Origin of the sequence: Streptomyces sp. NBC_00503 (genome assembly GCF_036346895.1) — a bacterium.
Lineage (GTDB): Bacteria > Actinomycetota > Actinomycetes > Streptomycetales > Streptomycetaceae > Streptomyces.
Genome location: NZ_CP107855.1, coordinates 5,347,424 through 5,367,533 on the forward strand (window position 1 = coordinate 5,347,424; position 20,110 = coordinate 5,367,533).

General features: G+C 69.6%; 18 protein-coding genes and 1 riboswitch. Of the genes, 8 read left to right on the forward strand and 10 right to left on the reverse strand.

Annotated elements, in window-relative coordinates:
* Positions 1 to 5 precede the first annotated feature (5 nt).
* The 3 genes from OG490_RS24935 to OG490_RS24945 form a co-directional block, all read right to left on the reverse strand.
* On the reverse strand, positions 6 to 962 hold the full coding sequence (locus tag OG490_RS24935; RefSeq protein WP_330301056.1) for a ribonucleotide-diphosphate reductase subunit beta: 957 nt from the start codon (positions 960 to 962) through the stop codon (positions 6 to 8).
* Positions 963 to 1,036: 74 nt separating this feature from the next.
* Entirely contained in the window at positions 1,037 to 3,469 is a 2,433-nt protein-coding gene (locus tag OG490_RS24940) for a ribonucleoside-diphosphate reductase subunit alpha (protein WP_330298504.1), read from the reverse strand.
* A 157-nt stretch (positions 3,470 to 3,626) separates the two neighbouring features.
* Positions 3,627 to 3,767, reverse strand: a riboswitch (cobalamin riboswitch).
* A 66-nt stretch (positions 3,768 to 3,833) separates the two neighbouring features.
* Positions 3,834 to 4,331, reverse strand: a complete 498-nt coding sequence (locus OG490_RS24945) for a GNAT family N-acetyltransferase (RefSeq protein WP_330298505.1) — start codon at positions 4,329 to 4,331, stop codon at positions 3,834 to 3,836.
* A 78-nt stretch (positions 4,332 to 4,409) separates the two neighbouring features.
* On the opposite strand from OG490_RS24945, the gene OG490_RS24950 reads away from it, so the two are divergent.
* Complete coding sequence (locus OG490_RS24950; RefSeq protein WP_330298506.1) at positions 4,410 to 4,994, forward strand: Uma2 family endonuclease; 585 nt, start codon at positions 4,410 to 4,412, stop codon at positions 4,992 to 4,994.
* 53 nt (positions 4,995 to 5,047) lie between these two features.
* On the opposite strand, the gene OG490_RS24955 is transcribed toward OG490_RS24950, so the two are convergent.
* The 3 genes from OG490_RS24955 to OG490_RS24965 form a co-directional block, all read right to left on the reverse strand.
* Entirely contained in the window at positions 5,048 to 5,245 is a 198-nt protein-coding gene (locus OG490_RS24955) for a YbdD/YjiX family protein (RefSeq protein WP_330298507.1), read from the reverse strand.
* Positions 5,242 to 7,395 (reverse strand): carbon starvation CstA family protein, encoded by a 2,154-nt coding sequence (locus OG490_RS24960; protein ID WP_330298508.1) that lies wholly within the window; start codon positions 7,393 to 7,395, stop codon positions 5,242 to 5,244. Before OG490_RS24960 ends, OG490_RS24955 begins: the two co-directional genes overlap by 4 nt.
* 223 nt (positions 7,396 to 7,618) lie before the next feature.
* Positions 7,619 to 8,383 carry a GntR family transcriptional regulator gene (locus tag OG490_RS24965; protein WP_328304082.1) on the reverse strand — a complete coding sequence of 255 codons (765 nt, stop codon included), beginning with the start codon at positions 8,381 to 8,383 and terminating at the stop codon, positions 7,619 to 7,621.
* Positions 8,384 to 8,678: 295 nt separating this feature from the next.
* Here OG490_RS24965 and OG490_RS24970 point away from each other — a divergent pair, with 295 nt between their 5' ends.
* The 4 genes from OG490_RS24970 to OG490_RS24985 all read left to right on the forward strand — a co-directional run bounded on the left by OG490_RS24970 (position 8,679) and on the right by OG490_RS24985 (position 13,420).
* Entirely contained in the window at positions 8,679 to 9,965 is a 1,287-nt protein-coding gene (locus tag OG490_RS24970; RefSeq protein ID WP_330298509.1) for an extracellular solute-binding protein, read from the forward strand.
* 75 nt (positions 9,966 to 10,040) lie between these two features.
* Positions 10,041 to 11,033 (forward strand): carbohydrate ABC transporter permease, encoded by a 993-nt coding sequence (locus OG490_RS24975; protein ID WP_330298510.1) that lies wholly within the window; start codon positions 10,041 to 10,043, stop codon positions 11,031 to 11,033.
* Entirely contained in the window at positions 11,030 to 11,911 is an 882-nt protein-coding gene (locus tag OG490_RS24980) for a carbohydrate ABC transporter permease (RefSeq protein ID WP_330298511.1), read from the forward strand. The genes OG490_RS24975 and OG490_RS24980 overlap by 4 nt, the downstream gene beginning before the upstream one ends.
* Positions 11,912 to 11,917: 6 nt before the next feature.
* Complete coding sequence (locus OG490_RS24985) at positions 11,918 to 13,420, forward strand: glycoside hydrolase family 3 protein (protein ID WP_330298512.1); 1,503 nt, start codon at positions 11,918 to 11,920, stop codon at positions 13,418 to 13,420.
* A 143-nt stretch (positions 13,421 to 13,563) separates the two neighbouring features.
* Here OG490_RS24985 and nagB read toward each other — a convergent pair whose 3' ends face one another.
* Both nagB and OG490_RS24995 read right to left on the reverse strand, forming a co-directional pair.
* On the reverse strand, positions 13,564 to 14,349 hold the full coding sequence (gene nagB, locus OG490_RS24990) for a glucosamine-6-phosphate deaminase (protein WP_330298513.1): 786 nt from the start codon (positions 14,347 to 14,349) through the stop codon (positions 13,564 to 13,566).
* A gap of 143 nt (positions 14,350 to 14,492) precedes the next feature.
* Entirely contained in the window at positions 14,493 to 15,254 is a 762-nt protein-coding gene (locus tag OG490_RS24995; RefSeq protein ID WP_330298514.1) for an SDR family oxidoreductase, read from the reverse strand.
* 82 nt (positions 15,255 to 15,336) lie between these two features.
* Between OG490_RS24995 and OG490_RS25000 the strand changes: the two genes are divergently transcribed.
* Both OG490_RS25000 and OG490_RS25005 read left to right on the forward strand, forming a co-directional pair.
* Positions 15,337 to 15,930 (forward strand): TetR/AcrR family transcriptional regulator, encoded by a 594-nt coding sequence (locus OG490_RS25000; protein WP_330298515.1) that lies wholly within the window; start codon positions 15,337 to 15,339, stop codon positions 15,928 to 15,930.
* Positions 15,931 to 16,355: 425 nt separating this feature from the next.
* Positions 16,356 to 17,822, forward strand: a complete 1,467-nt coding sequence (locus tag OG490_RS25005) for a sensor histidine kinase (protein WP_330301057.1) — start codon at positions 16,356 to 16,358, stop codon at positions 17,820 to 17,822.
* Positions 17,823 to 17,992: 170 nt separating this feature from the next.
* Here OG490_RS25005 and OG490_RS25010 read toward each other — a convergent pair whose 3' ends face one another.
* A complete protein-coding gene (locus OG490_RS25010; protein ID WP_003953983.1) occupies positions 17,993 to 18,250 on the reverse strand; it encodes a WhiB family transcriptional regulator in 258 nt (85 codons plus the stop codon).
* Positions 18,251 to 18,582: 332 nt separating this feature from the next.
* On the reverse strand, positions 18,583 to 19,548 hold the full coding sequence (locus tag OG490_RS25015; protein ID WP_330298516.1) for a diacylglycerol/lipid kinase family protein: 966 nt from the start codon (positions 19,546 to 19,548) through the stop codon (positions 18,583 to 18,585).
* Between the two features lie 84 nt (positions 19,549 to 19,632).
* Here OG490_RS25015 and OG490_RS25020 point away from each other — a divergent pair, with 84 nt between their 5' ends.
* Positions 19,633 to 20,070, forward strand: a complete 438-nt coding sequence (locus OG490_RS25020) for a hypothetical protein (protein WP_330298517.1) — start codon at positions 19,633 to 19,635, stop codon at positions 20,068 to 20,070.
* Positions 20,071 to 20,110 lie beyond the last annotated feature (40 nt).

The following is a 20,110-nucleotide window of genomic DNA, read 5'->3' on the forward strand; positions in this document are numbered from 1 at the left end:
GGGACTTAGAAGTCCTCGTCCAGGTCGACGGTGCCTTCCACCGCGACCTGGTAGGCCGACGGGCGGCGCTCGAAGAAGTTGGTCAGTTCCTGGACGCCCTGGAGCTCCATGAAGGAGAACGGGTTCTGCGATCCGTAGATCGGCGCGAAGCCGAGGCGGACCAGGCGCTGGTCCGCGACGCACTCCAGGTACTCGCGCATCGACTCGGTGTTCATGCCCGGCAGGCCGTCACCGCACAGGTCGCGGCCGAACTGGAGCTCCGCCTCGACGGCCTCCTTGAGCATGTCCACGACCTGCTGCTGGAGTTCGTCGTCGAAGAGCTCGGGCTCCTCCTTGCGGACCGTGTCCACGACCTCGAATGCGAAGTTCATGTGCATCGTTTCGTCCCGGAAGACCCAGTTCGTACCCGTGGCCAGGCCGTGCAGCAGGCCGCGCGAGCGGAACCAGTAGACGTACGCGAACGCCCCGTAGAAGAACAGGCCTTCGATGCACGCCGCGAAGCAGATCAGGTTCAGCAGGAAGCGGCGGCGGTCGGCCTTGGTCTCCAGTCGCTCCAGCTTCTCGACCTCGTTGATCCACTTGAAGCAGAACTGGGCCTTCTCGCGGATCGAGGGGATCTCCTCGACCGCGTCGAAGGCGGCCGCGCGGTCGTCCGGGTCGGGCAGGTAGGTGTCGAGCAGCGTCAGGTAGAACTGGACGTGCACGGCCTCCTCGAAGAGCTGGCGCGACAGGTACAGGCGCGCCTCCGGGGAGTTGATGTGCTTGTACAGGGTCAGCACGAGGTTGTTCGAGACGATCGAGTCGCCCGTCGCGAAGAAGGCGACGAGGCGTCCGATCATGTGCTGCTCGCCGGGCGTGAGCTTGGCGAGGTCGGCCACGTCCGAGTGGAGGTCGACCTCCTCCACGGTCCAGGTGTTCTTGATCGCGTCCCGGTAGCGCTCGTAGAAGTCCGGGTAGCGCATGGGGCGGAGGGTGAGCTCGAAGCCCGGGTCCAGGAGGTTCTTCTTCGGTGAGGACGTCACGGCGGTGGAGCTCATTACTGGCAGGCCTCGCAGGACTCGGGGTTTTCAAGGGAGCAGGCGAGCGCTTCCGCGGCGGCGGCCTCGGCGGCGGCCTGGGCGGCTGCGTCGGCGTTGACCGGCTGGTTGTTGACCGGCTGCGGGAGCGCCACCGGGGTGGTGGCCTGTGCGGCGCGGGCGATCTTCGTCGCCGGGCGCGAGCGCAGGTAGTACGTGGTCTTCAGGCCCTGCTTCCAGGCGTACGCGTACATCGACGACAGCTTGCCGATGGTGGGCGTCTCCAGGAACAGGTTCAGCGACTGCGACTGGTCGAGGAAGGGGGTGCGCGCGGCCGCCATGTCGATCAGGCCGCGCTGCGGGATCTCCCACGCCGTGCGGTAGAGGTTGCGCACCTCGGCCGGGATCCAGCCGAAGCCCTGGACCGAGCCGGAGGCGTCGCGCAGCGCCTCGCGGGTCTGGGCGTCCCAGACGCCGAGCCGCTTGAGCTCCTGCACCAGGTAGCCGTTGACCTGGAGGAACTCCCCGCTCAGCGTCTCGCGCTTGAAGAGGTTGGAGACCTGCGGCTCGATGCACTCGTACACGCCCGCGATGGAGGCGATGGTGGCCGTCGGGGCGATGGCCAGGAGCAGGGAGTTGCGCATCCCGGACTTCGCGACCCGGGCGCGCAGCGCGTCCCAGCGCTCCGGCCAGTTCAGCTCGACGTCGTAGTGGTCGGGGTGCAGGACCCCGCGGGCGGTACGGGTCTGCTCCCAGGCGGGGAGCGGGCCGCTGCGCTCGGCCAGGTCGCACGAGGCCTCGTACGCGGCGAGCATGATGCGCTCGGAGAGCTTGGTGGACAGGGCCTTCGCCTCGGCGGAGTCGAAGGGCAGCTTCAGCTGGAAGAAGACGTCCTGGAGGCCCATCGCGCCCAGGCCCACCGGGCGCCAGCGGGCGTTGGAGCGGCCGGCCTGCTCGGTCGGGTAGAAGTTGATGTCCACGACGCGGTCGAGGAAGGTGACCGCCGTGCGGACGGTCTCGTCCAGGCGCTCCCAGTCGATGTCGCCGGTCTCGGCGAGCACGAAGGCGCCGAGGTTGACCGAGCCGAGGTTGCAGACGGCGGTCTCGCCGTCGTTGGTGACCTCGATGATCTCGGTGCACAGGTTCGAGGAGTGGACGACGGTGCCCGGCTCCGCGGTCTGGTTGGCCGTGCGGTTGGAGGCGTCCTTGAAGGTCATCCAGCCCTGGCCGGTCTGCGCGAGGGTGCGCATCATCCGGCCGTACAGGTCGCGGGCGGGGATGGTCTTGCGGGCCAGGCCGCCGGCCTCGGCCTTGCGGTAGGCGGCGTCGAACTCGTCGCCCCACAGGTCGACGAGGTCGGGGACGTCGGCCGGGGAGAACAGCGACCAGTCGGCGTCGGCGTTCACGCGGCGCATGAACTCGTCCGGCACCCAGTGGGCCAGGTTGAGGTTGTGGGTGCGGCGCTGGTCCTCGCCGGTGTTGTCACGGAGCTCCAGGAACTCCTCGATGTCGGCGTGCCAGGTCTCCAGGTAGACGGCCGCGGCGCCCTTGCGGCGGCCGCCCTGGTTCACAGCGGCGACGGAGGCGTCCAGCGTCTTGAGGAACGGCACGATGCCGTTGGAGTGGCCGTTGGTGCCGCGGATCAGGGAGCCGCGGGCGCGGATGCGCGAGTAGGACAGGCCGATGCCGCCGGCGTGCTTGGAGAGGCGGGCGACCTGGTGGTAGCGGTCGTAGATGGAGTCGAGCTCGTCCAGCGGGGAGTCCAGCAGGTAGCAGGAGGACATCTGCGGGTGCCGGGTGCCGGAGTTGAAGAGCGTGGGGGAGGACGGCAGGTAGTCCAGGCGGCTCATCAGCCGGTAGAGGGAGGCGACTTCCTCGACGGCCGCGATGCTCTCGTTCTCGGCGAGGCCGCAGGCCACGCGCAGCATGAAGAACTGCGGGGTCTCGATGACCTGGCGGGTGATCGGGTGGCGCAGCAGGTAGCGGCTGTGCAGGGTGCGCAGGCCGAAGAAGCCGAAGCGGTCGTCGGCGCCCTCGGTGAGCGCGTGCTCGACCAGCGCGTCGAGGCGGTTCGCGTGGAGCCGTACGAAGTCTGCGGTGCGGTCGGCGATCAGGCCCTCGCGGTGGCCCACCTCGACGGAGCCGGAGAACGAGAGGGAGCCCTGGCCGGCGGCCTCGTCGCGGACGGCGAGCGTCAGCAGGCGGGCGGCGAGCCGGGAGTACGCCGGGTCCTCGGAGATCAGGCCGGCGGCCGCCTCGGTGGCGAGCGTGCGCAGCTCCGCCTCGTCGGCGGCGGCGCTGCGGCCGCGCAGGGCGGCGGCGGCGACCCGGCCGGGGTCGGTGTCGGGCAGATCGGCGGTCAGCTCGGTGAGCGTGCGCAACAGCGCGGCCCCCGGACCCTCGTAGGCGGACGGGTCGGACTCGGCGCGCGGTGCGGAAGGCGCGATGGTCACGGGGGGAGCTCTCCCTCGCTCGGCTCCGGGAACACCGCTGGTGCGGGGCGCGAGGGGGCGCACGCGGGGGAGTGCGGGCCTGGCAGGGCACGCATACGCCACGTGACGTCCACCGGCCCAACCGCGAGGCCCGGACGAATCGGCACCCGGGTCGGTCGATCCGGGCGCACTGTCGACAGGTCCTCGGACTTGTGGATGCCCTCCGACCAGGTTCGACCAGGTCCGGGCATTTCATACCGTTGCGGGACAGTTCCGGATTCTCACCGGATTCCCCTGCGACGACAGCGAGGTCGAGCATACATGTGGGGGCCACCGCTTGCGGTAGCCCCCACATGTTGTGTCGCTCGTCGGTGGTGGCGCGCCGTTACAGCTCGACGCGGTAGGTGAGCAGGGGAAGGCCGGGGACCGGGTACCAGTCGCGCTCCGGGGTCCGGACGAAGCCCAGCCGGTGGTAGATCCGGTGTGCCCCCAGCATCTTCTCCGTGGTCGACAGCGCCAGGTGGGTCACGCCCTCCAGCTCCCGGGCGCGGGCCATGCAGGCGCGCACCAGGGCCTCGCCGGCGCCCCGGCCGCGGGCCTCGGGGGAGACGGCCAGCATCCGGAACTCCGCCTCGTGGGGGCCGGCGATCTGGGCGAGGGGGCTGCCGGGAGGGGCGAAGGTCACATTGCCGAGCAGCGTGCCCTCGTACTCCGCGACGATCACTTCGGCGTCGGCGGCCCGGCCGGCGACGTCGCGCAGCCGGTCCAGGTAGGGGTCGTCCTCGGCGAAGTCCAGCAGGTCGTCGCCGAGGTAGGCCTGTGCGGTGAGCTCGCCCAGCTCTTCGTATTCGGCGGCCGTTGCCGCCCTGATGACGATGTCCATGCGGTCGAGTGTGCAATACGGGTGTCGGTGCCCGGCGCTATCGTCGGAGGCAGCACCGTCGATGAAGGTGAGCGAGGCATGACCGTGATGACCGACAGGCCCCACATGCTGACCGAGGACTTCGAGGCCGTCGCGCGCATAGCGGCTCGCGAGCGAGTGGGCACACGGTTGGAGTTCATCGACGGGGTGATCAGGAGCAAGGCCATGCCGGACGGCGACCACCAGATGATCATCCAGTGGCTCACCCGGATCTGCATGCAGCATCGGCCCGAGCTCTGGCTGCACCCCGGGCAGGGGATCAAAGCGCAGGAGTACCGGGCAGGCAGGGCGATCCCGGATGCGGCGCTCGCACCCTCCGAGGCATTCGTCGGGCAGGGGGACTGGGTCGACCCGGATTCGATTCTCATGGTCGTCGAGGTGACTTCCTGGGACTCTGACACCCACCGGCGGGACCACGTCGAAAAGCCGCGCGCCTACGCGGAGACAGGCATCCCGCTGTATCTGCTGGTCGACCGGGCCAAGTGCGAGATCTCCGTCTACAGCGAGCCGGCGGGGCGGCGGTACGAGACGGTCCGCACCGTTCCGTACGGCAAGGACGTCGAGTTGCCCGACCCCGTCGGCATCACCCTCCAGACCGAGCCTCTCAAGGACTGGGTGCGCTGAGCATTTCGAAGGGCCCCACCGATGGAACTCGGCGGGGCCCTTCCAGGTGCCGTTCAGCAGCAGCGGAAGCCCTCGCGGGGGTCCGCCTCGCGCGCGTCCGTGCGGGCGCGCTCGAATTCGCGGCGGGTCGGAACCTCCGCCTCCGGGTCGTGCGTGCGGGCGTGAGCCACGTAGCGGTCGTACGCCGCCTCGCCCGAGAACTCCCGTACGAAGTACCGGGCCCGGCCCAGCGCGTGGCGAAGGCCCGTCACGCGACCGGTTCCTTCACGCGGCCCCCGCCCGAGTCGAGTCCGGCGGCGGCGAGCTCCGCGCGTTCCTCGGCGGTCGGGATCAGCCCGGCCGGGGCGATGATCCGGGACTCCTCCCACGGGGTCTCGGCCAGGGTGACGGACTCCGGCTTGCGGACGGCGTTGATGCAGGTCCGGGCGGCGTCGAGCAGGACGATGATGATCAGCAGTGCGAAGAGCACCGAGAGGACCCCGTCCACCGTGGCGTTGGTGACCACGGTGTGCATCTCGTCCATGTTCTTGGCGGGCTTGAGGATCTTGCCGGCGTCGATGCCGTCCTGGTAGAGGTCCCGCTGCGCGAAGAAGCCGATCTTCGCGTTGTCGGAGAAGATCTTCTGGTAGCTGGCGGTGAGGGTGACTGCCACGTCCCACGCCAGCGGAACGCCCGTCACCCAGGCCCACTTGAGCCGGCCCGACTTGACCAGCAGCGTGGTGCAGACGGCCAGGGCGACCGCCGCGAGCAGCTGGTTCGCGATTCCGAACAGCGGGAAGAGCTGGTTGATGCCGCCCAGCGGGTCCTTGACGCCGACCCACAGGAAGTAGCCCCAGCCGCCGACGACGACCGCGCTGGCGAGCCAGACGCCGGGCTTCCAGCTGATGTCCTTGAAGGACTTGTGCACGTTGCCGAGGGTGTCCTGGAGCATGAACCGGCCCACGCGGGTGCCCGCGTCGACCGTGGTCAGGATGAACAGGGCCTCGAACATGATGGCGAAGTGGTACCAGAAGGCCTTCATCGAGGAGCCGCCGACCACGGTGGAGAAGATCTCCGACATTCCGAGTGCGAAGGTCGGTGCGCCGCCCGTACGGGACAGCAGGCTGGCCTCCTCCACGTCCTTCGCGGCCTGCGCGAGGGCGTCGGGGGAGATGGCGAACCCGAAGTGGGTCACCGCCTGAGAGGCGGTCTGGACGGTGGCGCCGACGACTCCGGCGGGGGAGTTGACGGCGAAGTACAGGCCCGGATCGATGATGCAGGCCGCGATGATCGCCATGACGGCGACGAAGGACTCGGTCAGCATCGCGCCGTAGCCGATGACCTTGACCTGGGTCTCCTTCTGGATCATCTTCGGGGTGGTGCCGGAGGAGACCAGCGAGTGGAACCCGGACAGGGCCCCGCAGGCGATGGTGATGAAGACGAAGGGGAACATCGAGCCGGCGAACACCGGGCCGTCGCCGCGCGAGGCGAAGTCGGTGACCGCGGGCATCTTCAGTACCGGCATCGAGACGACCACGCCCACGGCCAGCAGGCCGATGGTGCCCACCTTCATGAAGGTGGAGAGGTAGTCGCGCGGGGCGAGCAGCATCCACACGGGCAGTACGGAGGCCACGAACCCGTACGCGATCATCCAGATGACCAGCGTCTCCTTCTCCAGGGTGAAGGTGTCCGCCAGCGAGGACTCCGCGACCCAGCCGCCCGCGACGATGGCGAGCAGCAGCAGTGCGACGCCGACGACGGAGACCTCGGTGACCCGGCCCGGGCGCAGGACGCGCAGGTAGAAGCCCATGAAGAGGGCGATCGGGATGGTCATGCCGATGGAGAAGACGCCCCACGGGGAGTGCGCCAGGGCGTTGACGATGACCAGTGCCAGCACCGCCAGCAGGATGATCATGATGGCGAACACGGCGACCAGTGCGGCGGCGCCGCCGACGGGGCCGATCTCGTCCCGGGCCATCTGGCCGAGCGAACGGCCGTTGCGCCGGGTGGAGAAGAAGAGCGTGACCATGTCCTGGACGGCGCCCGCGAAGATCACGCCCGCCACGATCCAGATGGTGCCGGGCAGGTAGCCCATCTGGGAGGCGAGTACGGGGCCCACCAGCGGGCCGGCGCCGGCGACGGCGGCGAAGTGATGGCCGAAAAGCACCCGTCGGTCGGTCGGGTGGAAGTCGACACCGTTGTCGAGGCGTTCGGCGGGGGTGGCGCGGGTCCTGTCCACCTTCAGGACGCGGTCCGCGATGAAGCGCGCGTAGAAGCGGTAGCCGATCGCGTACGAGCCCAGCGCGGCGGCGAGCAGCCACGCGGCCGAGATCTCCTCGCCGCGGGAGAGCGCCAGCACGCCCCAGCCGACGGCGCCGACGAGCCCTACGAGCACCCACAGGGCCACGGACCGGGGAGACATGCGCCCCAGTGCCCCCGTGGCGCCCTCGGGCCCCTGTGACGGCGAAGGCGAGCCCGGCGTGGTGCCCGGACTCGCCGCGTTCCGTTCTGTTTCCGTTGCTTCCGGTTCAGGCATGATCCCTGGTCCCCTCGTTGATCATCTGCGTAAGCGCAGGGAATCTACGGGGGACCGCCCGGTGGACGTAACCCCCCGTCCGCATAGCGGAACGAGAGTCAACTACGAATCAGACCGCGGGGCGCTGGAGTCGGGCGACGAACTTGTAACGATCGCCGCGGTAGACCGAACGCACCCATTCGACGGGCTCCCCGTCGGCGTCGAGCGAATGGCGGGAAAGCATCAGCATCGGCAGTCCGACGTCCGTGCCGAGCAGTCCGGCCTCCCGCGGAGTGGCCAGCGAGGTCTCGATGGTCTCCTCGGCCTCGGCGAGGCGCACGTCGTACACCTCGGCGAGGGCGGTGTAGAGGGAGGTGTACTTGACCAGCGAGCGGCGCAGTGCGGGGAAGCGCTTGGCCGAGAGATGGGTGGTCTCGATGGCCATCGGCTCGCCGCTCGCCAGCCGGAGCCGCTCGATGCGCAGGACCCGGCCCCCCGTGGCGATCTTGAGCAGGCCGGCCAGGGTGTCGTCGGCCGTCACGTAGCCGATGTCCAGGAGCTGGGACGTGGGTTCCAGGCCCTGGGCCCTCATGTCCTCGGTGTAGGACGAGAGTTGGAGGGGCTGGGAGACCTTCGGCTTGGCGACGAAGGTGCCCTTGCCCTGAATCCGTTCCAGTCGTCCTTCGACGACGAGCTCCTGGAGTGCCTGTCGGACCGTGGTCCGCGAGGTGTCGAATTCGGCCGCGAGCGTGCGCTCGGGCGGTACCGGCGTGCCCGGCGGCAGCGTCTCGGTCATGTCGAGCAAGTGCCGCTTGAGTCGGTAGTACTTGGGCACGCGCGCCGTACGGGTGGCCGCCCCGCCATCCGGCTCCGTGGTCGCCCCTTCGGTGGCCATCGCCGCCCGCCTTCCCGACTCCAGTTTCGTTGCCGTCACCGGCTCCTCCGATATGTGCGGTCACATCGTGACACGGGCGGGAGGACAGGCCTCCTCCCTCCCCCAGGTGTCGGTCCGATAACGGACCGAGCACCCGCTCATTAGACCCTTGACACCCCTAAAGGTCTAGGCCAAGCTCCCGTTACTGGTCTACACCAATATGGATCAGATCCCGGCCCCACGGGCAGTACTTGGTGCTTTTGAGTCACCGCGGCGGGCAAGGGAAGTTGCAGGCAGCATCCCTGAGGAGGGTGGCGTGAAGCGCAAGCTCATTGCGGCAGTCGGAGTCGCGGGCATGGTTATCGGCCTCGCGGCGTGTGGTGGGTCTGACAGCAAGGGCGGGACCGCCGACAAGGCCTCCGACGCCAAGGAGCTCACCGTCTGGCTGACGGTCGACGCCCAGAACAACTGGCCGGAGCTGGTGAAGGCGGCCGACGACGCGATCGTCGCCAAGCACCCCGGCATCACCATCAAGCACGAGTACTACGGCTGGCCGGACAAGAACGCCAAGCTGGACGCGGTCCTCGCCACGGACAAGGCCCCGGACGTTGTCGAAATGGGCAACTCCGAGATGATCGGCTACATGTCGACCGGAGCCTTCTCCGAGCTCGACGCCTCGAAGTTCGAGAACTCGGCGACCTGGCTGGACGCCCTCAAGCAGTCGGTCACCTACGAGGGCAAGACCTACGGCGTCCCCTACTACGCCGGTGGCCGTGTCGGCACCTGGCGCAAGGACATCGCCGCCGAGGTCGGCGTCACCGCCGCCCCGAAGACCTGGGCCGAGTACACCTCCGCCCTGGACAAGATCCAGGCCGCGAAGGGCGACAAGTTCAGCGCGCTCTACCAGCCCTCCCCGGACTGGTACGCCGCGATGTCCTACGTCTACGACGCCGGCGGCTCGATCGCCAAGAAGGACGGCGACAAGTGGAAGGGCAACCTGTCCTCCCCCGAGTCGCTGAAGGGTCTGACGCAGTACAAGGACCTCCTCGACAAGTACATGCACGCGGACAAGACCAAGGACGAGTCCGACCGTCCGGTCGTCTTCGGCCAGGGCAACTCCGCCGCGATCTTCGCCGCCGGCTGGGAAGGCGCCACCGCGGCCGACCCGAAGAGCGACAAGGTCGGCGGCCTGAAGGACAAGCTGGAGAACTTCGTCCAGCCCGGTCCGAACGGCAAGAACCTCCCCGTCTTCCTCGGCGGCTCGGACCTGGCGGTTCCGTCCAAGTCCAAGGCCAAGGACGTCGCGGCCGAGTGGATCAACGTCTTCACCGGTGCGCAGGGTCAGAAGGGCCTGATCGGCAAGGGCAACCTGCCGAACAACAAGACGGACCTCGCTCCGCTGAAGGCCGACCCGAAGACCACGGTCTCCGCCACGGCGGCCGAGTCCTCCTGGTTCGTCCCCACCGCCGTGGGCTGGGGCCAGATCGAGAAGGGCAAGGTCCTCCAGACCATGCTCCAGGAGATCGGCACCGGCAAGAAGTCGGTGGCGGACGCGGCCAAGGCCGCTGACGCCGAGATCGACAAGGTCATCAACACCAAGTGACCTGAGTAAGCGGGGCCCCGCCGGATCGGCGGGGCCCCGCTGCCCGTCAAGAGAGGGACTCCCGAGGAGCGCGCGATGAGTGCCGCACAGACAACCACCGCCGACCTGCCGCCGGCGAAGAAGACTTCCGCCGGAGCCGGTACGGGGAGCAAGGGCAAGCCGGGCAAGCCCGCCCGCAAGGGTTCGGGCGCGACCCCCTGGCTGCTGCTGGCTCCGTGCATGCTGATCATCGCCCTCATCATGGGGTACCCGCTCTACAGACTCGTGACCCTCTCCTTCCAGAGCTTCGGCAAGAAGGAACTCTGGGGGTTCAAGGACGCCGAGTTCGTGGGCCTGGACAACTTCACGAAGATCCTCGGGGACGGGGTCTTCTGGACCGTCGTCCTGCGCACCGTGGTCTTCGCGGCCGGCGCCGTCATCCTGACCATGGTCATCGGCATGCTCATCGCACTGCTGCTGCAGAAGGTCTCGGGCCTGGTCAAGGCGCTCATCAGCATCGCCCTCGTGGCGAGCTGGGGCATGCCGATCATCGTCGCCACGGCCGTCTTCAAGTGGCTCTTCGACTCCGGCTACGGTGTCCTCAACTACCTGCTGAGCCAGCTCCCCGGCGTGGACATGATCGGCCACAACTGGTTCGCCAGTGGCCCCCAGGGCCTCGTGGTGATCATGCTCCTCGTGGTCTGGGGTGCGGTGCCCTTCGTGGTCATCACCCTCAGCGCCGGTCTGACCCAGGTGCCCAAGGAGCTGGAAGAGGCCGCGCGCCTCGACGGCGCCGGCGCCTGGGGAGTCTTCCGGCACGTCACCCTCCCCATCCTGAAGCCGATCATCGTCATGCTGACGACCCTCTCGGTGATCTGGGACATGGGTGTCTTCCCGCAGGTCTTCGTCATGCGAAACGGCAACCCCGAAGCAGAGTTCCAGCTGCTGACGACGTACTCGTACCAGCAGGCCTTCGTGGTCAACGACTACTCGGGCGGCTCCGCGATCGCCCTGGTGACCGTCCTGCTGCTGCTCGGAGTCGTCGCCGTCTACATGCGCCAGATGCTCAAGATCGGAGAGGTGGAATGACGATCACCACCACGTCCACCGCGACCCCTCCCGCCGCACGCCGCCGGCGGAGCGGGCTGCTGAGGAAGTCCAAGCTCGGCTGGAACGCCATCGGACTCCTGGTCTTCGCCGTCATGGGCTTCCCGGTCTACTGGATGCTCAACACGGCCTTCAAACCGGCCAAGGACGCGATCGACCCGAACCCCCACTTCTTCCCGCGCACCTTCACGCTGGACAACTTCCGGCGCGCGCTGCAGATCTCGGACTTCTGGGGCCCCGTCGGACGCAGCATGATCGTGTCGCTGGTGGTGGTCACCATCGGAATCGCCGTCGGCATGCTGGCCGCCCTGGCCATCTCCCGCTTCGCCTTCCGTGGTCGCAAGATCGTGATCGTCGGCATCCTCGCCGTCCAGATGATCCCGCTCGTCGCGATGATCATCCCGGTCTTCCTGCTGCTGAACGACCTCGGTCAGTACGACAAGCTCACCGGCCTGATCATCACGTACCTGACCTTCATCCTGCCCTTCACGGTGTGGACGCTGCGCGGGTTCATCGTCAACATCCCCAAGGAACTGGAAGAAGCCGCCCAGGTCGACGGCTGCACCCCGACCGGCGCCTTCCTGCGGGTGGTCTTCCCGCTGCTCGCCCCGGGCATGGTCGCCACCTCCGTCTACGGCTTCATCCAGGCGTGGAACGAGTACCTCTACGCCCTGATGCTGATGAGCCAGCAGAACCAGACGGCCACCGTCTGGCTCGGCAACTTCACCACCAAGAACGGCACCGAGTTCGCCCCGATGATGGCGGGCTCCACCATGATGGCGATCCCGATCGTCGTCCTCTTCCTCATCGTCCAGCGCAAGATGGCCGCGGGCCTCACCGCCGGCGCCGTGAAGGGATAACGGCCCATGACTGTCCTTGCGCACCGCACCGATACGCTCACCCGCGACGCCCTCGCGGTGCTCCAGCCCGGCTTCGAGGGCACCACCGCCCCCGCCTGGGTGCTGCGCCGGGTCTCCGAAGGGCTCACCGCCGTCGGCCTCTTCGGCCGCAACATCGCCTCGCCCGACCAGCTCGCCGCGCTCACCGCGCAGCTGCGGCGCGAGCGGGACGACGTCCTCGTCGCCATCGACGAGGAGGGCGGCGACGTCACCCGCCTGGAGGTCCGGGGCGGCTCCTCCTTCCCCGGGAACCTGGCGCTCGGCGCCGTGGACGACACCGACCTGACCCGAGACGTCGCCCGCGAACTCGGCCGCCGCCTCGCCGAGTGCGGGGTCAACCTCAACTGGGCCCCGTCCGCGGACGTCAACTCCAATCCGGACAACCCGGTCATCGGCGTACGCTCCTTCGGCGCCGACACCCAGCTCGCGGCCCGGCACACCGCCGCCTACGTCGAAGGCCTCCAGGCCGCCGGCGTCGCCGCCTGCACCAAGCACTTCCCCGGCCACGGCGACACCAACGTCGACTCGCACCACGCGCTGCCCCGCATCGACGTGGACCTCGAGACCCTGGCCGCGCGCGAACTCGTACCGTTCCGGGCGGCCATCGAGGCCGGCACGCTGGCCGTCATGAGTGCGCACATCCTCGTGCCCGCCCTGGACCCGACCCGCCCGGCCACCCTGAGCCCGCAGATCCTGACCGGTCTGCTGCGCAAGGAACTGGGCTACGAGGGCCTGATCGTCACCGACGGCATGGAGATGAACGCCATCGCCGGGACGTACGGCATCGAGCGCGGCTCGGTGCTGGCCATCGCGGCCGGCGCCGACGCGATCTGTGTCGGAGGCGGGCTCGCCGACGAGGAGACCGTCCTGCGCCTGCGCGACGCCCTGGTCGCGGCCGTGCGCGAGGGCTCGCTCCCCGAGGAGCGGCTCGCCGAGGCAGCCGCACGGGTGCGGTCCCTGGCCGAATGGACCCGGCGCTCGCGCGCCGCCCTCGCCGCGCCGGGCGCGCACCAGGAGGGGAGCGCGCCCGGCATCGGCCTGGCCGCGGCACGCCGCGCGGTGACGGTCTCGGGCTCGCCCGCTGCCGCCTCCCCGGTGAACGCCCCGTACGTGGCCACGCTCGCGCCCGTCGCGAACGTCGCCGTGGGCGACGAGACCCCGTGGGGAGTGGCCGGGGAACTGGCCGCGCTGATCCCGGGCACCGAGTCGGGCGTGTACCCCGAGGGCTCCTCGGCCGCCGACATCCTGGCGGCCGCGGGCAACCGCACCGTCGTCGCGGTGGTCCGCGACGCGCACCGCCACCCCTGGATGACCGAGGCCCTGGACGCGCTGGTCGCGGTGCGACCCCAGACGATCGTGGTTGAGATGGGCCTGCCGAGGGCTGCGCCGCGGGGTGCGCTGTACATCGCGACGCATGGGGCTGCCCGGGTCTGCGGCAAGGCTGCCGCTGAGGTGATCGCGGGGGTGTAGGGCCCCTGCGGGCCGGCTGCCGGGGCGCTGCCCCGGACCCCGCGCCTCAAACGCCGGCGGGGCTGGATTTGGCTGACGCCGGCACAGAAGAAGGGCCGGGCTCCCACTGGGGAAGCCCGGCCCTTCTCGCGTACCCGGTGCGGCTACAGGCCCTGCCAGGCGGGCTTGTTGGCGTACGTGTGGCGGAAGTAGTCCGCGAGCTTGAGCTTGGACGCGGCGGCCTCGTCCACCACGACCGTGGCGTGGCGGTGCAGCTGGAGCGCGGAGGCCGGGACCAGGGCGGACAGCGGGCCCTCGACGGTCTGCGCCACGGCCTCGGCCTTGCCCTCGCCGGTGGCCAGCAGGACCAGGTGGCGGGCGTCGAGGATGGTGCCGATGCCCTGGGTGATGACGTGGTGGGGCACCTGCTCTATGTCGTTGTCGAAGAAGCGCGCGTTGTCCACGCGGGTCTGCTCCGTCAGCGTCTTGATGCGGGTGCGCGAGGCGAGCGAGGAGCAGGGCTCGTTGAAGCCGATGTGCCCGTCGGTGCCGATGCCCAGCAGCTGGAGGTCGACGCCGCCGGCCTCGGCGAGCGCCCTGTCGTACGCGTCGCACGCGCCGACGATGTCGGCGGCGCTGCCGTCGGGGCCGATGAAGGAGGCCTCGGACAGGCCCAGCGGCTCGACGACCTCGCGCAGCACCACGGCGCGGTAGGACTCGGGGTGGCCGGCGGGCAGGCCGACGTACTCGTCGAGCTGGCAGATGCGGGCCTTCGAGGCGTCGACCTTGCCGGCCTTGACCTGGGCGGCCAGCGCCTCGTAGATGGGCAGCGGGGTAGAGCCGGTCGCCACGCCGAGCAGGGCCTCGGGCTTGCGGCGGACCAGGGCGGCCATGGCCTCCGCGATGAGCTCGCCGCCTGCTTTGGCGTCCGGGACGATGACAACTTCCACGCGGGGCCTGCCGATCTGGAGTGTGACGTTGTGGTATAGACCAATCTAGCAGAGAGAGGCCCTCCGCGGCCTGTCTTCGCACACTCCCATGGTGGTCCGGATCCCGGCTCCCGGCCTCCCGGGAGCCGGGCCCGCGGCGGGCCCTAGAGCAGCGAGAGCTGGAGCCCGCCCGTCACGGCGAGGTGCTGGCCCGTGACCCAGCGGGAGTCGGGGGAGGCGAGGAAGGCGACCACGTCCGCGACCTCCTCCGGGGTGCCGAGCCGGTCGAAGACGGAGCGGGAGGCGGCGTGCGCGCGGGCCGCCGGGTCGGCGAGCCAGCCCGCGTTGAGATCGGTTTCGACGATGCCGGGGCCCACCGAGTTCACCGTGATGTCCCGGGGGGCGAGTTCGGCGGCCAGGGACACCGTCAGTGCGTTCACCGCGCCCTTGGCCATGATCGTGGCGAGGATCGCGGGCAGGGCGATGTCGGGGGTGCCGGTCACGTTCACGATCCGGCCGCCGTCCCGCAGTCGCGCCAGGCCGTGCTGGATCACGAAGAAGGGCGCCTTCGCGTTGAGCGCGTGCGTCCGGTCGTAGGTCTCCTCGTCCGTCGAGTCGATCCCGGCGAAGGTGGCCCCGCCCGCGTTGTTCACCAGGATGTCCACCCCTTCCGTGGCCAGCGGATGGGCCGCGTACGCCTCCCACAGCGCCTGTGCGCCGCCCGGGACGGCGAGCTCGGCCCCGATCGCGAAGGCCCGCCCGCCGGCCGCCTCGACGGCCTTCACGGTCTCCTCGGCCGCCGCGGCGTTGCGCCCGTAGGCCACCGCGACCAGTGCGCCGTCCCGGGCCAGGCGCTCCGCGACGGCCCGGCCGATGCCCCGGCTGCCGCCCGTGACCAGTGCCGTCTTCCCCTTGAGCACGCCCATGGCGAACCCCCCATTCGGTAGCGATCGATACAGAACTCGATGACCGTACCAGATTTCATAGCGAGCGCTATAGAATGAGTTCATGGTGACCGGACAGCGCGGCAGGCCCCGCTCCTTCGACCGCGACGCGGCCCTGGACAAGGCGATGTTCGCCTTCTGGGAGAACGGCTACGAGGCCACGTCGATCTCCGACCTGACCGCCGCGCTCGGCATCGGCGCGCCGAGCCTCTACGCGGCCTTCGGCGACAAGCGCAAGCTCTTCGACGAGGTCGTGGTGGTCTACGGCGGCCGGTACGGGGACTTCGCGGCCGTGGCGCTCGCCGAGGAGCCCACCGCCCGCGCGGCCCTGGGCCGCATCCTGCACGAGGCGGCCGAGGTCTACACCGACCCGGCGCACCCGCCGGGCTGCATGGTGATCAGCGCGGCCGTGAACACCACCTCGAAGGAGGTGGCGCAGGCGCTGCGCGAACGGCGCGAGGCCAACCTGGTGATGTTCGAGACCCGGATCCGGGCCGACATGGCCACGGGCGCCCTGCCGGAGGCCACGGACGCGCGGGCGCTGGCCCGCTATGCCGGAGCCGTGCTGCAGGGGATGTCCCAGCAGTCGCGCGACGGGGCGGGCCGGGAGGAGCTGGAGGCGGTGGCGGAACTGGCGATGCTCGCCTGGCCGCGATAGGGGCCGGGGGAGTGCGGGGTCGCCCGGCGGTCATCGCGCGGTCGCTCCGCAGTCGCTGCGCGGTCATTCCTCATGCGCAGTCATTCCTCTGGGCACGGTGCCGGGTGGGACCCTCAGCCCGCCCGGCACCGTAGCCCGGAGTACTTGCGACCGACGGGTGTGCGGTTCCCGGCGGCCTGTGGGGAGGTCCCGCGCGGTCAGGGCAGAGCGCGCGGCTTACCTCGATCCGTCCTCCTGTGCGGGGAGGGCGGAAGTATGAAGCAATTGTGGACTAGACCAATCTGTTCTGTCCATCCAATGACCGGACCCTGTTTCCCGTCACTTCCTCCAACCCTACGCGGAACCCGGGGCTCCTGGATACTCCGCGGTATCGCGCTGCGGAAAGTCATGGCCCATACCCGGGGTACGCTCGCCACGTGCCCTCCATGAACGACCTCGTACGCCAGCACACCGCTCTCAGTGAAACCGACCTGGAGTGGCTCCACCTGCTGGTCTCGGAGTGGCAGCTGCTCTCCGACCTCTCCTTCGCCGACCTCGTGCTGTGGGTCCCGACCCTCGACGGCGCCCGGTACGTCTCGGTCGCGCAGATGCGCCCGAACACCGGCCCCACCTCGTACCAGGACGACATGGTCGGCCACCTGGTCCCGCGCGGCCGCCGTCCGCTGCTCGACGCCGCGCTCGACGAGGGCCGCATCGTGCGCGAGGGGGACCCGGAGTGGCGCGAGGAGGTGCCGGTCCGCGTCGAGTCGATCCCCGTGCGCCGGGAGGGCCGGGTGTTGGGCGTCATCGCCCGCAACACCAATCTGCTCACTGTGCGTACACCCAGCCGGCTGGAGCTCACCTACCTCCAGTCCGCCTCCGACCTGGCCCAGATGATCGCGGCGGGCTCCTTCCCGTTCCCGGGCCAGCAGGTGGACATGGACGCCTCCCCGCGGGTCGGGGACGGCCTGATACGGCTCGACGCCGACGGCGTGGTGACCTACGCGTCCCCGAACGCGCTCTCCGCCTACCACCGGCTCGGCCTCGCCTCCGACCTGGTCGGCCAGCACCTGGGCAACATCACCTCCGAACTGGCCCCCTCGCGCGGCCCGGTGGACGAGGCCCTGGTCAAGCTCGCCAGCGGCTGGGCCCCGCGCGAGACCGAGGCCGAGGGCAACGGCGGGGTCATCCAGCTGCGGGCCATTCCGCTCAAGCCCAAGGGGACCCGGATCGGTTCCCTCGTCCTGTGCCGCGACGTCACGGAACTGCGCCGTCGCGAACGTGAATTGATCACTAAAGATGCGACCATCCGGGAGATCCACCACCGGGTGAAGAACAACCTCCAGACCGTGGCCGCGCTCTTGCGCCTCCAGGCCCGGCGGATGGATTCCCCGCAGGGGCGCGAGGCGCTGAACGAGGCGGTCCGCCGCGTCGGTTCGATCGCGATCGTGCACGAGACGCTGTCTCAGAACCTGGACGAGCGGGTCGAGTTCGACGAGATCGCCGACCGCGTGATCGCGATGGTCGCCGAGATCTCCCCGGGCAAGGTCGACTGCCGGCGCATCGGACGCTTCGGAATCCTGGACGCGGAGGTCGCCACTCCGCTGGCGATGGTGCTCACGGAGATCCTGCAGAACGCCCTGGAACACGCCTTCACCCAGGGGGAGGGCGGCACCGTGGAGGTGTCGGCGACCCGCTCGGGGAGCCGCAGCGATGCCCGGCTGCTGATTTCGGTGATCGACGACGGCTGCGGTCTGCCCGAGGGGTTCGACCCCAAGCGGGCCGGCAACCTCGGGCTGCAGATCGTACGGACCCTCGTGGAGGGCGAGCTCGGCGGCAGCTTCGACATGGTTGCGGCCGAGCCGCGCGGCACCAAGGTCGTCCTCGACATACCGGTGATCTCGCAGAAGTAGGCGGCGCACCGCCGGGCCGGAGCAGCGGCTCCGTCACTCGGAGTGAAGTGGTGGGCCCCGGACAGCACTGAGCCCCGGACCGAATGGTTTTCGGTCCGGGGCTCAAGAGCACGTTGCTGAGCGCTTATCAGGGGTACTACGCGCTGCGGCTCGAGGCTCGAAAGTCGATATCAGGCGCTGGCGTTGCGCGCCCGGTTGCGAGCGGCGCGGCGCTTCATTGCGCGGCGCTCGTCCTCGCTGAGACCGCCCCAGACACCGGAGTCCTGGCCGGACTCAAGCGCCCACTGCAGGCACTGCTCCATGACGGGGCAACGGCGGCAGACGGCCTTGGCTTCCTCGATCTGCAGCAGCGCAGGACCGGTGTTGCCGATGGGGAAGAAGAGTTCCGGGTCTTCCTCGCGGCAAACGGCGTTGTGACGCCAGTCCATGGCTGCTCCATCTCCTTGTATTGCGGGCAGGTTGCTTGTGAATGTGAACGCTTTCACGAATCCCTTCGTGAGGGAAGGGTGACCGCCCAGTTTGGGGAAAAACTCGCCCTGGGCTGCCGGAGATTCGTGGAGGGGTTCTGGCGATCTGTGTGGGTGCCGGGTTCTGCGGGCTGTCCCGATCGCCATGTAGAGATTCGCAAACCTCGGACGGGGATACAACCCCTTCCGGAAAGTTTTTTTTGATTCGTCGGTGTCTACTAGGTCACAGCCCTACTTCGTGGGGGTGGACCGGCGTGTAAACGTTCGAGTGAAAGGACTTTGGGCCCTTCCACTCACACAATCACACGCAGTGCCCGGCGTACGCCTGTGAACCGAACGCTGGTGCGCAGTCCGAGGTGGTCTCCGTCCATCTGGAACGGAAGCGGCACCTTGGAATGCAAGGTGAAGTCGGTCAGATCGTGCAGAGACACCGCATGCTTTCCGTGCGGACCGCGCTCAGGAGTCGAGGTCAGCAGCTGCGTCGCGTACCGGGCGACCGCCGGAGTTGACAAACGGTCCAGTGCCAATACGTCAAGTGCGGTATCGAACGACGCTTCGGGGGAGGCGTAGAGCGGCCGGTTGCCCAGATACGTCCAGGGTGAGGTGTTGCACACTATCGACAGCACCAGGTCCGTGACGGGATCCGCGCCGGGGCGCTCCAGCGTCACCGAGCCGTGCCGGCGGTTGGGCTCTTCCCAGAATTGGCGCATCAGCTGTCGTACGTAGAGGGCGTGCGTCGAACGTTTGCCCCGTTCGCGCTGTTGTTCGACCCGACCCACGACGCCCGCGTCGAAGCCGAAGCCCGCGCAGAAGGTGAACCAGCGGGCCGGCACCGACTCGTCCTCCGTGCCCGGCGTACCCGCCGCCAGCCCCAGGCCCACGGTCCGCTCGCGCCGCTCCCGCAGCGCGTCCAGCAGGGCGCCGGTGGCCTCGACCGCGTCGTTGGGCAGGCCGAGCGCACGGGCGAAGACATTGGTGGAACCGCCGGGGACCACGGCCAGGCCCGGCAGCCGCTCCGGATCGGGGCCCTCGTGCAGCAGCCCGTTGACCACCTCGTTGACTGTGCCGTCCCCGCCCAGGGCCACGACCAGGTCGATTCCGGTCTCGGCGGCCCTGCGCCCCAGGTCCCGGGCGTGCCCGCGGTACTCGGTGGTGACCGCCTCCAGCTTCATCTCGCTGGCCAGGGCGTGGGTCAGGACATCGCGCGTGCGCGCACTGGTGGTCGTCGCTGCTGGGTTGGCCACGAGAAGTGCACGCATGAGCGCAGCCTACCGACCCGTTCGTACACGTCCCATACTGCCCGTCCCTCCGGGGAGCGCGGGACGCGCGGATACCCTGCTGGGGTGAGTACGAAGCCGACCCCCGCCGCGCCCGCCGTCCCCGCCTCCCTGCCCCGCAGGCTGACCGCGGCCGCCGCGCTCACCGCGCTGGAGGGCCTGGCCCTGGCCGGCCTCGGCGTCCGCGTGCTGTACGTGGGCATCGGCGGCGACTCCGATTCCTTCACGACGGCCGAGACGGGCGGGATCACCCTGCTCGTCCTCGCCGCACTGCCGCTGATCGCGGCGCGCGGGCTGCGCCTGGGCCGCCGCTGGAGCCGCGGCCCGGCGCTGATCACCCAGCTGATGTCCCTGCCGGTGGCCTGGACCCTTTGGACCACGGGCGGCGCGATGAAGGCCGCCGCCGTGGCCCTGGCGCTGGCCGCGGTGGCCGTCATCGGGCTGCTGGTGAACCCGACGGCGACCGGGGCGCTGGGCATCGGGCCCGAAGAGCAGACCCGATAGCCGCACCGGCCCCCGCGGGGCCGTACGGGTGAGCGGGGCC

Excerpts from the sequence above, each read along its gene's own strand:
- OG490_RS24935 (WP_330301056.1), bottom strand. The coding sequence starts at position 962 with ATGCGCTACCCGGACTTCTACGAGCGCTACCGGGACGCGATCAAGAAC.
- OG490_RS24945 (WP_330298505.1), bottom strand. The coding sequence starts at position 4,331 with ATGGACATCGTCATCAGGGCGGCAACGGCCGCCGAATACGAAGAGCTG.
- OG490_RS24950 (WP_330298506.1), top strand. The coding sequence starts at position 4,410 with ATGACCGTGATGACCGACAGGCCCCACATGCTGACCGAGGACTTCGAG.
- OG490_RS24960 (WP_330298508.1), bottom strand. The coding sequence starts at position 7,395 with ATGTCTCCCCGGTCCGTGGCCCTGTGGGTGCTCGTAGGGCTCGTCGGC.
- OG490_RS24965 (WP_328304082.1), bottom strand. The coding sequence starts at position 8,383 with ATGGCCACCGAAGGGGCGACCACGGAGCCGGATGGCGGGGCGGCCACC.
- OG490_RS24975 (WP_330298510.1), top strand. The coding sequence starts at position 10,041 with ATGAGTGCCGCACAGACAACCACCGCCGACCTGCCGCCGGCGAAGAAG.
- OG490_RS24980 (WP_330298511.1), top strand. The coding sequence starts at position 11,030 with ATGACGATCACCACCACGTCCACCGCGACCCCTCCCGCCGCACGCCGC.
- OG490_RS24985 (WP_330298512.1), top strand. The coding sequence starts at position 11,918 with ATGACTGTCCTTGCGCACCGCACCGATACGCTCACCCGCGACGCCCTC.
- OG490_RS24995 (WP_330298514.1), bottom strand. The coding sequence starts at position 15,254 with ATGGGCGTGCTCAAGGGGAAGACGGCACTGGTCACGGGCGGCAGCCGG.
- OG490_RS25000 (WP_330298515.1), top strand. The coding sequence starts at position 15,337 with ATGGTGACCGGACAGCGCGGCAGGCCCCGCTCCTTCGACCGCGACGCG.
- OG490_RS25005 (WP_330301057.1), top strand. The coding sequence starts at position 16,356 with ATGAACGACCTCGTACGCCAGCACACCGCTCTCAGTGAAACCGACCTG.
- OG490_RS25010 (WP_003953983.1), bottom strand. The coding sequence starts at position 18,250 with ATGGACTGGCGTCACAACGCCGTTTGCCGCGAGGAAGACCCGGAACTC.
- OG490_RS25015 (WP_330298516.1), bottom strand. The coding sequence starts at position 19,548 with ATGCGTGCACTTCTCGTGGCCAACCCAGCAGCGACGACCACCAGTGCG.